Annotated in this window: 13 protein-coding genes; 6 read left to right on the top strand and 7 right to left on the bottom strand. The window is 64.9% G+C overall.

Annotated features, from left to right (window positions below; all coding sequences use genetic code 11):
* Nucleotides 1–13 precede the first annotated feature (13 nt).
* Entirely contained in the window at nucleotides 14–892 is an 879-nt protein-coding gene (locus LG661_RS09785; protein WP_230531695.1) for a ParB/RepB/Spo0J family partition protein, read from the top strand.
* 155 nt (nucleotides 893–1,047) lie between these two features.
* Here LG661_RS09785 and holA read toward each other — a convergent pair whose 3' ends face one another.
* From holA to leuS, 3 genes are read right to left on the bottom strand one after another with little or no spacing between them, the layout of a single operon-like run.
* Nucleotides 1,048–2,067, bottom strand: a complete 1,020-nt coding sequence (gene holA, locus LG661_RS09780; RefSeq protein WP_230531694.1) for a DNA polymerase III subunit delta — start codon at nucleotides 2,065–2,067, stop codon at nucleotides 1,048–1,050.
* Nucleotides 2,068–2,071: 4 nt separating this feature from the next.
* On the bottom strand, nucleotides 2,072–2,608 hold the full coding sequence (gene lptE / locus LG661_RS09775) for an LPS assembly lipoprotein LptE (RefSeq protein ID WP_230531693.1): 537 nt from the start codon (nucleotides 2,606–2,608) through the stop codon (nucleotides 2,072–2,074).
* Nucleotides 2,595–5,216 carry a leucine--tRNA ligase gene (leuS, locus tag LG661_RS09770; RefSeq protein ID WP_230531783.1) on the bottom strand — a complete coding sequence of 874 codons (2,622 nt, stop codon included), beginning with the start codon at nucleotides 5,214–5,216 and terminating at the stop codon, nucleotides 2,595–2,597. Before leuS ends, lptE begins: the two co-directional genes overlap by 14 nt.
* Before the next feature lie 224 nt (nucleotides 5,217–5,440).
* Here leuS and LG661_RS09765 point away from each other — a divergent pair, with 224 nt between their 5' ends.
* Nucleotides 5,441–6,118 carry a YggS family pyridoxal phosphate-dependent enzyme gene (locus LG661_RS09765; RefSeq protein ID WP_230531692.1) on the top strand — a complete coding sequence of 226 codons (678 nt, stop codon included), beginning with the start codon at nucleotides 5,441–5,443 and terminating at the stop codon, nucleotides 6,116–6,118.
* A gap of 5 nt (nucleotides 6,119–6,123) precedes the next feature.
* On the opposite strand, the gene LG661_RS09760 is transcribed toward LG661_RS09765, so the two are convergent.
* Complete coding sequence (locus LG661_RS09760) at nucleotides 6,124–6,636, bottom strand: hypothetical protein (protein ID WP_230531691.1); 513 nt, start codon at nucleotides 6,634–6,636, stop codon at nucleotides 6,124–6,126.
* Between the two features lie 460 nt (nucleotides 6,637–7,096).
* Between LG661_RS09760 and LG661_RS09755 the strand changes: the two genes are divergently transcribed.
* Nucleotides 7,097–8,611: an ATP-binding cassette domain-containing protein gene (locus LG661_RS09755; protein WP_230531690.1), complete on the top strand. Its 1,515-nt coding sequence runs from the start codon at nucleotides 7,097–7,099 to the stop codon at nucleotides 8,609–8,611.
* A 39-nt stretch (nucleotides 8,612–8,650) separates the two neighbouring features.
* Here the strand turns inward: LG661_RS09755 and LG661_RS09750 are convergent, their stop codons facing one another.
* Both LG661_RS09750 and LG661_RS09745 read right to left on the bottom strand, forming a co-directional pair.
* On the bottom strand, nucleotides 8,651–9,508 hold the full coding sequence (locus LG661_RS09750) for an ATP-grasp domain-containing protein (RefSeq protein ID WP_230531689.1): 858 nt from the start codon (nucleotides 9,506–9,508) through the stop codon (nucleotides 8,651–8,653).
* The gene (locus LG661_RS09745; RefSeq protein ID WP_230531688.1) at nucleotides 9,508–10,041 is read right to left on the bottom strand and encodes a L,D-transpeptidase family protein; all 534 of its coding nucleotides are present in this window, start codon (nucleotides 10,039–10,041) and stop codon (nucleotides 9,508–9,510) included. The genes LG661_RS09750 and LG661_RS09745 overlap by 1 nt, the downstream gene beginning before the upstream one ends.
* Nucleotides 10,042–10,277: 236 nt before the next feature.
* Between LG661_RS09745 and LG661_RS09740 the strand changes: the two genes are divergently transcribed.
* The gene (locus LG661_RS09740) at nucleotides 10,278–10,964 is read left to right on the top strand and encodes a response regulator transcription factor (RefSeq protein WP_230531687.1); all 687 of its coding nucleotides are present in this window, start codon (nucleotides 10,278–10,280) and stop codon (nucleotides 10,962–10,964) included.
* Between the two features lie 3 nt (nucleotides 10,965–10,967).
* The gene (locus LG661_RS09735; RefSeq protein WP_230531686.1) at nucleotides 10,968–11,468 is read left to right on the top strand and encodes a cyclic nucleotide-binding domain-containing protein; all 501 of its coding nucleotides are present in this window, start codon (nucleotides 10,968–10,970) and stop codon (nucleotides 11,466–11,468) included.
* Nucleotides 11,469–11,480: 12 nt separating this feature from the next.
* Here the strand turns inward: LG661_RS09735 and LG661_RS09730 are convergent, their stop codons facing one another.
* Nucleotides 11,481–13,193, bottom strand: a complete 1,713-nt coding sequence (locus LG661_RS09730; protein WP_230531685.1) for a methyl-accepting chemotaxis protein — start codon at nucleotides 13,191–13,193, stop codon at nucleotides 11,481–11,483.
* A 144-nt stretch (nucleotides 13,194–13,337) separates the two neighbouring features.
* Here LG661_RS09730 and LG661_RS09725 point away from each other — a divergent pair, with 144 nt between their 5' ends.
* Nucleotides 13,338–13,748, top strand: a complete 411-nt coding sequence (locus LG661_RS09725) for an NUDIX hydrolase (protein ID WP_230531684.1) — start codon at nucleotides 13,338–13,340, stop codon at nucleotides 13,746–13,748.
* Nucleotides 13,749–13,809: the final 61 nt, after the last annotated feature.

Raw genomic sequence — 13,809 nt, 5'->3', positions numbered from 1 at the left:
CTGAGAATCCGAAATGGCTAAAGAAACGAAGTCGCTCGGCCGCGGGCTGGCCGCTCTGATCGGCGATGTGGGCGAGGAGATGGGCACGCTCGAGCGCAAGGGCCTCAACGCGCAGCGCTCGGTGCCGGTGGAATTCCTGCGCCCGAACCCGCGCAACCCGCGAAAGGTGTTCGACGACACGGACCTGAGCGAGCTGACCCAGTCGATCAAGGATCGCGGCATCATCCAGCCCATCGTGGTGAGATCGCTTCCGAACCGGAACGAGGAATTCGAGATCGTCGCCGGCGAGCGCCGCTGGCGCGCGGCGCAGAAGGCCGGGCTGCACAAGGTGCCGGTGGTCATCGTCCATATCGACGACAAGACCTCGCTCGAATACGCCATTCTCGAAAACGTCCAGCGCGCCGACCTCAATCCGATCGAGGAGGCGGAAGGCTATTCGCGTCTCATGGCCGAGTTCTCCTACACCCAGGAGAATCTCTCGAAAATTATCGGCAAGAGCCGCAGCCACATCGCCAACATGATGCGCCTTTCCGACCTGCCCGGTTCGGTGAAGAAGCTCCTGATCGACCGCAAGCTTACCGCCGGCCACGGCCGCGCGCTCCTGTCGGTCAAGGATCCGGCCGGCGTGGCGAAGCGCGTGGTCGACGAGGGCCTGAGCGTCCGCCAGGTGGAGACGATCGCACAGGCCGATGCGGCTCAGCCGAACCAGGAGGCCAAGGCCGCCAAGGCAAAGCCCGAAAAGGATCCCGACACCCGAGCACTCGAAAAGGCGCTTCAGGACGTGCTGGGCCTGACCGTCACCATCGACCACAAGGGCCAGGGCGGCGAATTGCGGATCAAGTACAAGACCTTGGACCAGCTGGACGGGCTGTGCCGGCGGTTGAATCCGTAAACAATTCCAGTTCAACACCCCAAACTCATCCTGAGGAGCAGACGAGGTCTGCGTCATGAAGAAATTTCCAGAGAGTACTGGATCTTCTTTGTGGCGGTCGCTCTGCGACCTCCTCAGGATGAGGACAGTGTCTCCGTGTATGAACGAAACTGAAGCTACCGCCGCGCCGCCCGCGCGAGGTCGAGCAGGGTTTTTGCCGCGATGGCGTCGCCGAGGTCGCTGAGGCGGCGGGTTTCGAGAAGGCTCGCCTGGATCATCGCAATAGCATCCTTCAGGCTGCCGCTCGTCCAGCGTTGAAGATGGCGCTCGATCAGGGGCTTGCGCCGGAAATGCAGGCTGCGCATGCTCTCCATCACCGCCGGGATCGGGCGGCCTTCCTCGACGGCGAGGCGGGCCGTGAGCAGCATCAGCGCATAGCGAAGTGCGGCTCCGAGCAGCACGGAGGCGTGCACGCCCTCGGCTGCGAGCCGCCGTGAGCCGGTCTCGAGCCCCGTGCCTTCGCCGGCGAAGGCTGAATCCACCACCGCATCCATGGCGAGGCTCGACACATCGCTCATGATGGCGTCGACGTCCTCGAGCGTGATCTCCCGCTTTCCATGGGCGTAAAGCATGAGCTTTGCGAGCTCGCCGCGCGTGGCGAGCCGGTCGCCGCCGAGGCTCGCGAGCAGGGCGGCTCTCGCATCGCGGGAAATGGAAAAGCCGTTGTTCTTCAACGTCTCTTCGACGATGGTGCCGAGATCCTTGCCCGAATCCGCATAGCACGGCAGGGCGAGGGCCTTCTGCGAGCGCTCGCAAAGGGTCCTCAGCGGCGAGGATTTCTGCAGGTCGCCGCCTTCGATGACAATCGTCGTATCCTGTAACTCGCCCTTCAGGACTGCGTCCACGGCAGGAGCGATGTTCCGTGAAGTGGCCTTGATCCAGATGGCGCGCTTGCCTCCGAACAGCCCCATGGTTCCGGCCTCGTCCGAAAGACGTGCGGGATCGGAGGCAATGTCATCGCCATCGATCCGGATGAGCTGGAACGGATCGGACGGATCCGTCACCGAGCGCTCGGCCAAAGCCTTCGCGCGCTCGTTGATGAGACCGGTATCGGGCCCGTAGAAGAGAAAGACGCCGATGCGCGGATCGGGGCGTCGCAGCGCCCCGTCCACCTCATGGGCCTTGACGGCGACCATCGACTTACGTGCGGGCTGCGAGCGTCGCCGCCAGACGGGTTTTCACCTGTTCCGCCAAGAGCTTGGCGAGCCTGATCTCCGCATTGCGGGCGGCGCGGACAGTGGCGAAACGCTGCTCGAACCGGTCATAGGAGGCCGAACCCGTCGCGGTTCCTTGCGTGATCACCGTCGAGCCGTCGAGGCTCGTGAGCCGGTAGGTGAGCGTTCCGTTGAGCGTGGCCGCCAGCGCCCGTCCCGATTCGGAATCGACGATGGGCGTCGTCAGGCTGTCCCTGAACGACAGGCGCAAGGCATAGCGCTTCGGAACCTGCTGGCCGGAGCCGTTGAGCTCGTAGATCAGCTCGCTGCGCAGAAAATGGCCGAACCGCGCATCGTCCTCCGGCCAGGTCAGCTCGGGCACGTCGATGGAGGCGAGAGTCGTCTGAAGCGATTCGCCCGAAGCCGTCGGGCCGTAGAGAGGCCGGAAGCAGGCGGAGAGGCCGAGCGACAGCCCGGCCACGAGCGCGAAGCGGGCGAGGCCTTTGAGGTTAAGCGACGACATTCACGATCCTCTGGGGAACGACGATGATCTTGCGGGCCGACTTCCCTTCCATAGCCTTTTGCACGGCGTCAAGCGAGAGCACAGCCGCTTCGATGGCGGCCTGATCCGCATCGCGGGCGACCGTCACGTCGGCGCGCTTCTTGCCGTTGACCTGAACGGGGAGGGTGACCGTCTCCTCGACCAAGAGCGAGCGGTCGGCTTGAGGCCAGGGCGTATCGGCAGCCAGACCCGACTGGCCCAGGGACTCCCAGCATTCCTCCGCCAGATGGGGCATCATGGGGGCGAGGAGCTGCACGAAGATGCGGCCGGCCTCCGCGAAGGCCGAGGCGAGGCCCGGCTCATCGGAGCCCTTCGCCCTGTTCGCCAGATCCTGGAGATTGTTGGCGAGCTCATAGAGATGGGCGACGCAGCGGTTGAAGCGCAGGCGCTCCACATCCTCCTCGACGGCGGCCAGCGCCTTGTGCGCGGCCTTGCGCACGGCCAGGCCGATCTCGCCCCCGGCCGAAGCGCCGTTGCCGCCGGCCGACAGCTCGGCGATCTCGCCGACGAGACGCCAAACGCGCTGGATGAAGCGGCCTGCGCCCTGCACGCCCTCCTCGGTCCAGATGACGTCGCGCTCAGGCGGAGAGTCGGAGAGCATGAACCAGCGGGCCGTATCGGCGCCGTAGGATCCGATGATCTCGTCCGGATCCACCGTGTTCCTCTTCGACTTCGACATCTTCTCGATGGAGCCGATCTCGATGGGAGCGCCGGTCTCCACATGGAGGGCCTTGCGGACGCCGCCCTCCGTCTCGAAGCGCACGTCGGAGGGCAGCACCCAGGCGCCGCTCTGGTCCTTGTAGGTCTCGTGGACCACCATGCCTTGCGTGAACAGGCCGGCAAACGGCTCGTCCAGCCCCGCATGGCCCGTCCTCTTCATCGCGCGGGTGAAGAAGCGCGAATAGAGCAGGTGCAGGATCGCGTGCTCGATGCCGCCGATATACTGGTCGACAGGCAGCCAGGAATCCACCGTCGCCCGATCCGTCGGCTTGTCCGTCAGGGTCGGGTCGGTGAAGCGCGCGAAGTACCAGGACGAATCCACGAAGGTGTCCATGGTGTCCGTCTCGCGGCGGGCCTTGGCCCCGCATTTCGGGCAGTCCACATGCTTCCAGGTCGGGTGCCGGTCGAGCGGGTTGCCCGGCACGTCGAAGGACACGTCCTCCGGCAGCACCACCGGCAGCTGGTCCTTCGGCACAGGCACGACGCCGCAATCGTCGCAATGGATGATCGGGATCGGGCAGCCCCAGTAACGCTGGCGCGAGATGCCCCAGTCGCGCAGGCGGAAATTCACCTTGCGCTCGGCCACGGGCCGGTTGTTGCGGGTCTCCGTCTCCAGACGGCGGGCGACCTCCTCCTTGGCTTCCGCGATGGTGAGCCCATCAAGGAAGCGGGAATTGATCATCCGGCCCTCGCCGTCATAGGCCACGTCCGTCACCACGAAAGTGGCAGGGTCCACGTCCGGCGGGCAGACCACGGGCGTGTTGCCGAGGCCATACTTGTTGACGAAATCCAGATCGCGCTGGTCATGGGCTGGGCAGCCGAAAATGGCGCCGGTGCCGTATTCCATCAGGATGAAGTTCGCGACGTAAACGGGCAGCGTCCAGTTCGGGTCGAACGGGTGCTGCGCCCGGATGCCGGTGTCGAAGCCCAGCTTCTCCGCCTTCTCGATGGCCTCCTGCGCCGTACCCATGCGCTTGCACTCCTCGATGAAGGAGGCGAGTTCGGGATTGTTCGCAGCCGCGGCCTTCGCCAGCGGATGATCAGGCGCGACGGCCATGAACTTCGCCCCGAACAGGGTGTCCGGGCGCGTGGTGTAGATCTCGAGTTCGCTCTCGCCGTTCGGCACCGTCTCGGGTTTGAGCGCAAAGCGGACCAGCAGGCCCTCGGAGCGGCCGATCCAGTTGCGCTGCATCAGGCGCACCTTCTCCGGCCAGCGGTCCAGGCTATCGAGCCTGTCGTTCAGGTCCTCGGCGAAATCCGTGATCTTCAGGAACCACTGGGTCAGCTCGCGCTGCTCCACGAGCGCGCCGGAGCGCCAGCCGCGCCCGTCGATCACCTGCTCGTTGGCGAGCACGGTGTGGTCCACCGGATCCCAGTTCACCTTCGCGGTCTTGCGGTCGACGAGGCCCGCTTCCAGGAAGTCGATGAACATGCGCTGCTGGTGCTTATAGTAGCTCGGATCGCAGGTCGCGACCTCGCGGCTCCAGTCGATGGCGAGCCCCATGCTTTGCAGCTGGCCGCGCATGGTGGCGATATTGGCGTAGGTCCATTCCTTGGGGTGGACCTTGTTCTGCATGGCGGCGTTCTCCGCCGGCATGCCGAAGGCGTCCCAGCCCATCGGGTGGAGCACGTTGAAGCCCTTGGCCCGCTTGTAGCGCGCCACCACGTCGCCCATGGTGTAGTTGCGCACGTGGCCCATATGGATGCGCCCCGACGGATAGGGGAACATCTCAAGCACGTAGTATTTCGGGCGCGGGTCGTCGTTCCTCGTCCTGAACAGGTCGCGGTCGTTCCAGACCTTCCGCCATTTCTGCTCGGCTTCCTTGGCGTTGTAGCGCTCCGGCCTCATGTTCTTCAGCACATCCGTCTTTCGAGCAGGAAGGGCTTCCGGCTCTCTTGTTCCTATCATCGCATGATCGTGTCGGTGAACCGGTATCTACTTCACCGGATCATGCTTTAAGCGATTCAAGCGGCTTGCGCCGCAGCATTGGCGCGGACTAGGACACAGCTCTCCCGCGCGGTCAACGGTTTCGCGCGCGAAGCGGCATTCTCGGGACCCTTGAGAGGACTTCCATGAGCGACAACGATCCGGTCGAAGGCTTGCACGAGGTGCAGGAGGGCATCCGCCGCGCCGCCGCCGATTACGGGCGCGACCCGTCCTCCATTACCCTGGTGGCGGTTTCCAAGACCTTTCCGGCAGAGGCTATCGAGCCGGTCCTGGCCGCTGGCCACCGGGTTTTCGGGGAGAACTACGTGCAGGAGGCCAAGGCCAAGTGGCCGGCCCTGCGCGAGCGCTACCCCGGCGCGGAGCTCCACATGATCGGCCCGCTCCAGTCGAACAAGGCAAAGGAGGCGGTGGAGCTCTTCGACGTGATCCACACCCTCGACCGGCCTTCGCTCGCCCAGGCGCTGGCGAAGGAAATCGCGAAGTCAGGCAAAACGCCGCGCCTGATCGTCCAGGTGAATACCGGCGAAGAGCCGCAGAAGGGCGGGGTCATCCCGACCGAGGTCGACGTCTTTCTGGAAGCCTGCCGCGACCAGTATGGCCTTACCGTCGACGGTCTCATGTGCATTCCCCCAGCCGAGGACCCGCCGTCGCCCCACTTCGCCCTCCTCAACACCATCGCCCGGCGACATGGGCTGAAGGTGCTCTCCATGGGCATGAGCGCGGACTACGATGCGGCCATCCAGCTCGGGGCCACCCATGTGCGGGTGGGCAGCGCGATCTTCGGGGCCAGGACGAAACGCTGAACCGGCTAGTCGACCATCGCCGCACCGGCGAAGCGTCCTGCCTTTTCATTCCAGAAATAGAGAACGGTCTGGCCGTTGCCGATCCAGAGGATGCCGGGCTTCTTCAGAGTCACGCGGGCGGGATAGCCTTCCTCGCAGGCGGCTTGGTGGAATTCCCGGAAGGCATTGCCGCAGACCGTTTCCCAAGTGCCGGGTTCGGCGAGACCAAGACCGTCCGAAGGCTCTATGCCGTCGGGGTCGATCACATGGACCTTGCCCTTCAGGACCGCGATCAGGCCCCGGGCCCCGTCTGATTGGCGCACTGCAATCAGACCCTTGTCCGTGGTCCCGTCGCCGTCGAAGTCCGCCTCAACCATGGCCGGATCGACCGAGTCGCTCGGCACGCCGGCGATGCGCGCCTTTTCCTCCTCTGCCGTCAAAGCCCGCCAGCCCCCAAGATCCTGCGCATGAGCTGCTGAAAGGGCCGGGACGAAGAGAGCGATGCTCACGGTGAGGCAGGAAAGGATACGCGGGATCATCGTGGTGGCCTGTGATGAGATCAGAATCCTATTCACCCTTAGCGGCGGCGTGACAAGCCGGCTGTGAGGCAGCGCACGAAAATTGCCCCCGGAGCTCCCGTATTGAACGTTGGCCCGACAAAGGCTAAGCTGACAGGATCGATCACCACTCGAACCGAAGGAGGGCTGCATGTGTGAAGCGATGCATCTACGCATGTTCGGCCCCGGTTACGCCCTGCAGCAGGTTGTTGCAGGGCCGGCCATCGAACGGATCTGACGGCGGGTTTTGATTGCCGCATTCTCAGAAGTAAAAGTGGTTTCCCGCTTTTGCCGATAATGCTCCCCCGTCCTCATCTCATCCTGGTCAGCTCTGAACGGCTTACCGCGTCACCGGCCTGAAAAGGCTGCGGCGCGTCCGAGATACGTTCCAGACTTTGCGCGGACGCCCTGTCGTGACGCGCCGTACCGATTGAGATGAAAAATGGGCTCCATCAGCCTTCGCAATATCACCATCATCGCGCAGACTCCGCTTTTCCAGAACCTGACCCTCACGATCGGCGAGCGGGACCGTCTTGGCCTCGTGGCCGGCAACGGGGCGGGGAAATCCACGCTCCTCAAATGCCTTGCTGGCCTCGCCGAGCCGACTACGGGCGAGATCGTCCGCTCCCGCGGCCTGAAACTCGCGCTGGTCGAGCAGGACATGCCGGGCAATCTGCTGGACCTTTCCCTGCACGAAGCCATCTGCCGCGCCCTGCCGCCGCCAGAGCAAGATGTCCAGGAATGGCGGGTCGATGTCATTCTCGACGAGTTCGAAGCGCCTTCGGATCTGCGCGATCGTCCTGTCCGGGCGCTCAGCGGCGGCTGGCAGCGTCTGGCCCTGATCGCCCGCGCCTGGGTCACCGAGCCCGATCTCCTGCTGCTCGACGAGCCGACGAACCACCTCGATCTTGAAAAGCTCCTGCTCCTGGAGCGGTGGCTGAAGGACGTGGCGGACCGGGTGCCCGTCGTGGTCGCGAGCCACGACCGGGATTTCCTGGATGCCTGCACCAGCCGCACCCTTTTTCTGCGCCCGGAGGAATCGGTCTCGTTCCCGCATCCCTATCGCCGCGCGCGCGAATTGCTCGAAGCCCATGATGCGGCGGCGTTGGCGCAGCGGGAGAAGACTCTTCGGGAGGTGAAGCGTCTGCGTGAAAGCGCCAACGAGCTGCGCAATATCGGCATCAACAGCGGCAGCGATGCGGCCCACGTGAAATCCGCCCAGATCAGGCGCCGCGCCGAGCAACTGGAGCAAGGTGTCCGCGCCGCACACAAGGAAAGGCCGGGCGAGATCCGGCTCGCCAATCGCGGCACTCACGCCAAGGTGCTTCTCTCCGTGGAAAACGTCGTCGTGCAGGCGCCCGACGGGCGAAACCTGTTCCCGATCCCGAAGCTGGAGGTGGCTCAGGGGGACAGGATCGTGGTGCTCGGACGGAACGGAACCGGCAAATCCCAACTCATCCGCCTGCTGCACCGGGCAATGCTTCAGCCGGACGGCTTTCCCGGCATCCGGATCAGCCCGAGCCTTGCTCCGGGCTATATCGACCAGGACATGCGGCAACTGCCGGAAAAGGCGAATGCGCACGACTTCGTCCTGTCGCAGTTCCGTCTCGGCGATCAGAGGAGCCGGGCCGTACTGGCGGAAGCGGGCTTCTCCATCGAAAGGCAGAAGCTTCCCATCGGCCGCCTCTCGCCGGGCCAGAAGGCGCGGCTCGGGCTTCTGGCGCTGCGTCTGTCCAACCCCAACTTCTACCTCATGGACGAGCCCACCAACCATGTGGACATCCCGGGGCGCGAACAGCTCGAAACGGAGATCCTCGATTCCGAGGCCACCTGCATCGTGGTGTCCCACGACAGAAGCTTCGTGAAGACCGTCGGTACCCGCTTCCTGCTGATCGACAGGGGACGGATCAGGGAAATCGACGGGCCGGAGGACTTCTTCAGAACTCTCGCCGGCTGAGCCACGCCATGAAGGATGCGGGATCGATCCCGCATCCTTTCAGCCGAGCCGTTGAAAAAGAGCGCGGGCAAGATTCGCGGCGCTGCCGGGGTCGAATTCGAGGTAGAGGTAAGGCTCGATCAGCTCCAGCTCCATCAGCATGAACCCGGCAGGGCGGACGAGCCCGTCGATGCGGGCATAAAGCGGCGTCTGCGGGAGAAGGCCGAAATAGGCCCGCGCCGCGTCGATTACCTCCCGGCTCACCTCCACACGCTCGTAAGTGGTGCCGTATTGCTGGTTCGCCCGCCATTCGCCCGCTTTGAGGACACGGCGGACGGCGTGGGAGAAAACGCCATCGATGAAGGTCAGGGTCGTCTCGCCGAGAACGGCGATGTCCTCCTGAAATTCCTGCAGCAGGGCTTCGCCGGGCGTGTCGGGGTTCAGGGGCCAGGTCTCGCGCTCCGCCCGGCCGAGCTTGCGCACCCCGTTCCCGCTTTGTCCGGAGACCGGTTTGAGAACGGCCGTTTTCCAGCCTTCTGCCTTCATCATTCGCTCGATGGCTGAGCGGTTTGCTTCGCCCAAGTGGAAGGTCCGGGGCACGCTCAGCCCTGCTGCCGCCATCTCCAGCAGATAAGTCTTGCGGAAATTCCACCGCAGAGTTGAGGGCGGATTGAACAGCCTTGCGCCCGTGGCTTCCAGCGCATCGATCCAGTCGAGAAAGCGCTTCGGGTCGTCGTGATAATCCCAGCAGCACAGGGGCAGCACCGCGTCGGCTTGCGCGAATGTCTCGAGCGGCGTGGTCTTCCAGGGCGCATGGGCTGCCTCCGCGCCCTCGGATCGCAAGCCATCGAGCAGGGCTTCGAGGCTCGGCGTCGGATGCGGATATTCCGAGCATGTTGTGATGATCACCTTGGCCATCAGCCGACGATCTCGATCTGCGTCCCGGGCCCGATCCGCTCCAGCAGGCGGCGGATCATGCGCCGGTCCACGGCCACGCAGCCTTCCGTGGGCCTAAAGCCTGGGCGGGCAAGATGCAGGAAGATGGCGCTGCCGCGGCCGCGTCTGATGGGGCCGCGGTTCCAGGCGATGTCGATCACCACGTCGTAGAGATGATCGTCCCGCCACATCTTTTCATGGCTCGTCGGGCAGGGGAGGGGAACGAGCCTGTTGTAGCGCCGGTCGCGGACATCGTCCGACCAGCCCTCGTTCGGCCGGATGGGCTTGAGGCGCAGCCCCGTGCGCGGGCGGGGGCCGTGGTCGGCGCGGTAGAAAGCCTGCAGCAGCTTGAACCGTCCGACGGGCGAAGCGCCGTCGCCCTCGCGCTTGGCGTGGCTCGTGCCGGAGCGCCCCAGCGCGCAGGGAATGACCAGATTGCCCGCCTGCAGCCGGCCCCGCCTGTGGTCGAGGGGCGAGCGGAAGACACGGACGAGGTTGACGGAGGCACGCTTCATAGGCAGTGGAAGGGCAGGGTCTGCCTCTTGTTGTCAAGCTGGGAATGATTACTCTTAAGGCGGAAGCATGATCCGATGCCTTGAGGCTTGCGCCTGCGGAAAGCCGGATTTCCGGTTTTCAGATCGGGATCATGCGGGAGAAAGCGGGCAGGCGCACCGGATCGAACCGGCACCGTCCGTTCTCCTGAAAAGACCGCTCCTGCGCCTAAGTGCTTTCACCGTGTAAAGGGTTTGACATGTCGAATGCCAGCCGCCTCCTCGTCGTCGATGATGATCGGGATCTGCGCGACACCCTTGCCGAACAGCTGGGGCTGCACGACGAGTTCCAGGTGAGCACCGCGGAAACGGCTGGGGAGGCGATCGAGGCGGTGAAGGCGGACCGGACCGATCTCGTCATCATGGATGTGGGCCTGCCCGACATGGACGGGCGCGAGGCCGTCAAGGTCATGCGCCAGAACGGCTTTCGCAGCCCGATCATCATGCTGACGGCCCAGGGCTCGGAGACCGACACGGTAATGGGTCTCGAAGCGGGCGCGAACGATTATGTGGTGAAGCCCTTCAAGTTCGCGGTTCTGCTGGCCCGCATCCGCGCGCAGCTGCGCCAGTACGAGGCGAGCGAGGATGCGGTGTTCCAGATCGGCCCCTACACCTTCCGCCCGGGCTCCAAGCTTCTGACGACCAATAAGGGCTCCAAGCTCAAGCTGACGGAGAAGGAGACCGCGATCCTGCGCTATCTCTACCGGGCCGGTCAGTCGGTGGTCGGGCGCGACACGCTCCTCACGGAGGTCTGGGGCTATAATTCCAACGTTACTACCCACACCCTGGAGACCCATATCTACCGGCTGCGGCAGAAGATCGAATCCGATCCGTCGAACGCCCGCATCCTGGTCACCGAGCCCGGCGGCTACAAGCTGATCCCCTAGGCCATGGCGCTCGACGACGATATCGCGGTTCTCTCCAGCGCGCCCCTGTTCAATCTGCTCGAACGGGACGCCCTGCGGCTCGTCGCCTTCGCCTCTGAGGGCCGTCTGCTGCGAGAGGGGGACATCCTTTTCAAGAAGGGCGACCGCTCCGACGGCGGCTATGTGGTGAGAAGCGGGGCCATTGCGCTCGATGCCCGGGAGGACGGCTCGCCCGATGCCTTGGTTGTCGGGCCTGGCGCCCTGATCGGCCAGGCGGCGCTCTTCACCCGCATCGAGCGCCCGGCCACGGCCATGGCCCGGGAGGCTTCGAGCGTTATCCGCGTGACGCCGAGCCTCATGCGCCGAGTGCTGGAGGAGTTTCCCCACGCGGCGGCCGCCATGCAGGACGCCATGGCGGAGGAGTTGGCCCGTCTCACGGAGGGCCTGGAGCAGGTTCGCCGGAAGCTCATCGCCATCGACGGCGAGGAGATCCCGGCGAAAGCTCCTGACGAAGAGGAGGAATGAGGGCTTTCGCCCTCACGCCGCCTTCACGTCGGTGAGGAACACCTCGACCTCGCGGCCGAGATTTTCCGCATAGCGAGCGAGCTCCTGGGCCGCGCCCAGAACCTGGGTCGCCGCCGCGCCGGTCTCCCCTGCGCCGTGCTTCACGGTGTCGATGCTCTCCGTCACCTGGCCCGTGCCGCGCGCGGCCTCCTGGACGCTGCGGGAGATCTCACTCGTGGTGGCGCCCTGTTCCTCCATGGCGGCGGCGATCCCGGTCGAGATGGTGGAAATCTCGTTGATCACCGTCTGGATGCCCTGGATGGCGCCGACCGCCTCGTTAGTTGCGCCCTGGATCTGCGCGATCTGAGTACCGATTTCCTCCGTCGCCTTGGCGGTCTGGGTCGCCAGGTTCTTCACCTCGGAGGCCACGACGGCAAAGCCCTTGCCGGCTTCGCCCGCGCGGGCCGCCTCGATGGTCGCGTTGAGCGCCAGGAGATTGGTCTGGGCGGCGAGGCCGTTGATCAGGGTGACCACGTCGCCGATGCGCTCGGCTCCGCTGGCCAGCGCCCGCACGATGTCGTTCGTCCGCTTGGCGCTCTCCACGGCCTCGAAGGAGATCCTGGAGGATTGGGTGACCTGCTGCGCGATCTCCCTGATCGAGGCCGACATCTCCTCGGTGGCGGCGGCGACGGTGCGGACGTTGCCGGAGGTCTGCTCGGCGGCCGCCGCCACGCTGACCGACTGCTGGTTGGTCCGGTCGGCGGTCGAGGTCATGGTCCGGGCGGTCGCTTCCATCTCCGACGCGGCGGCAGCGAGTCCCTGGGTCAGGGCGGAAACATTCGCCTCGAAAGAACGGGTCAGCTCATCGAGCTTGAGTGCCCGCTGCATCTTGGCGTCGTTCTCGGAGGCCTGCTCGAGGGCGAGGCGCTGGCGGTCGAGGGTGTTCTCGCGGAACACCTCGACGGCGCGGGCCATATCGCCGACTTCGTTCTTCCAGCTGGCATAGGGAACCGCGAGATCGGTCTGCCCTTCGGCCAGGCTCTTCATGGCCCCTGCAAGCCTCGGGATCGGCCGGAACAGCATGCGGCCCGAGATGATGGCGGCGAGCGTCAGGGCCAGCACGGCCGCCAGCGAGATGATCCCCATGCGCCACATGAGCCGGTCCGCGGCGGCCTCAAGTTCGGTGGTCTGAACGCCGGTGCCGAGAACCCCCAGGACCTGGCCGCTCTGGCCGAAGACAGGGAGGTTGATCAGGAGATAATCCTGTCCTAGCACCTTGGCCTGTCCCACATAGGTATTGCCGGCCGATACGATGGGAAAGACGATGCCGTTGCGGTCCATGGCGGTGCCGACGGCGCGCGTTCCGTCGGGATTGCGCAGGTTCGTGGCGCGGCGAATGAGGTTGCCGCTCGGTCCATCCTTCACGAAAAGGGTCGCCGGAGCCTGCGTCGCCTCGGCGATGCGGTCGACGAGCTCGTCGCTGTAGAACACGGCGTCGTCATTGACGGTAATGCCGCTGATGGCGCCGTTGGCGTCCTTTTTCACCGCAAGGCCGCCGACGGAGGTTTTGAGGATCCCGGCGAAGGTCCTGACATTGGCCTGAAGCTGGGTCAGCGCATTGGTCCGGACATCCGCGCGGGTCTGCATCGAGACGACCGCAAAGAGCGACGCGGCGGTGAGCACGACGAAGGCCACCATGGCCGCGGTCGTAAGATGGGAGAGTTTTCGATTGGCGAGGAACTGCACGTGTATTTCCCTTAGGTAATATCGTGCAGCACATCTCGCAGAAGGCCCTTAAAAAACCTGTGAAATTTTCAACCAGTCAGCGAGAATTGGGGCGGCAGTGACTATAGAGACCGGCACCGGATTCGCGATGTGCAGGAGGATCAGATGCCGGCCCCAGAGACGAAGGCTCCCATTCGCATCGTGGCGGCGGTGATCCGGGATGAGCATGGTCGCATCCTGCTGGTTCGCAAGCAGGGCACGCAGGCCTTCATGCAGCCCGGCGGCAAGCGCGAGCCGCACGAGGACGCTGCCGCGACCCTGGCCCGCGAAATCCGGGAGGAGCTGGGCTGCACAGTCCGGCCTGATACATTGCGCTTCCTGTCGAACCTCTCCGCTCCGGCCGCGAACGAGGCCGGACAAATGGTCGAGGCCGCACTCTACGAGGCTCAGATCGAAGGCGAGCCGGCCATCTCCGCCGAGATCGCGGAGATGACGTGGTTCGACCCGGATTCCCCGCCGGACCTCGTCCTTGCGCCACTCACCCGAGACCGGGTGTTGCCCCTCCTGCGGGCGTGATCGGTTTGAACGCCTCCTAACACTACTTTGGCACTTTCATCAGTGAGCCGAGGGTGAAGCG

Origin of the sequence: Microvirga roseola (assembly GCF_020866965.1) — a bacterium.
Lineage (GTDB): Bacteria > Pseudomonadota > Alphaproteobacteria > Rhizobiales > Beijerinckiaceae > Microvirga > Microvirga roseola.
The sequence above is the reverse complement of the archived record's forward strand: the minus strand, read 5'-3'. Positions and strand labels throughout refer to the sequence as shown.

Coding starts and splice junctions, on each gene's coding strand:
- LG661_RS09785 (WP_230531695.1), top strand. CDS start 14: ATGGCTAAAGAAACGAAGTCGCTCGGCCGCGGGCTGGCCGCTCTGATC.
- holA (WP_230531694.1), bottom strand. CDS start 2,067: ATGGTCGCCGTCAAGGCCCATGAGGTGGACGGGGCGCTGCGACGCCCC.
- lptE (WP_230531693.1), bottom strand. CDS start 2,608: ATGTCGTCGCTTAACCTCAAAGGCCTCGCCCGCTTCGCGCTCGTGGCC.
- leuS (WP_230531783.1), bottom strand. CDS start 5,216: ATGAGGCCGGAGCGCTACAACGCCAAGGAAGCCGAGCAGAAATGGCGG.
- LG661_RS09765 (WP_230531692.1), top strand. CDS start 5,441: ATGAGCGACAACGATCCGGTCGAAGGCTTGCACGAGGTGCAGGAGGGC.
- LG661_RS09760 (WP_230531691.1), bottom strand. CDS start 6,636: ATGATCCCGCGTATCCTTTCCTGCCTCACCGTGAGCATCGCTCTCTTC.
- LG661_RS09755 (WP_230531690.1), top strand. CDS start 7,097: ATGGGCTCCATCAGCCTTCGCAATATCACCATCATCGCGCAGACTCCG.
- LG661_RS09750 (WP_230531689.1), bottom strand. CDS start 9,508: ATGGCCAAGGTGATCATCACAACATGCTCGGAATATCCGCATCCGACG.
- LG661_RS09745 (WP_230531688.1), bottom strand. CDS start 10,041: ATGAAGCGTGCCTCCGTCAACCTCGTCCGTGTCTTCCGCTCGCCCCTC.
- LG661_RS09740 (WP_230531687.1), top strand. CDS start 10,278: ATGTCGAATGCCAGCCGCCTCCTCGTCGTCGATGATGATCGGGATCTG.
- LG661_RS09735 (WP_230531686.1), top strand. CDS start 10,968: ATGGCGCTCGACGACGATATCGCGGTTCTCTCCAGCGCGCCCCTGTTC.
- LG661_RS09725 (WP_230531684.1), top strand. CDS start 13,338: ATGCCGGCCCCAGAGACGAAGGCTCCCATTCGCATCGTGGCGGCGGTG.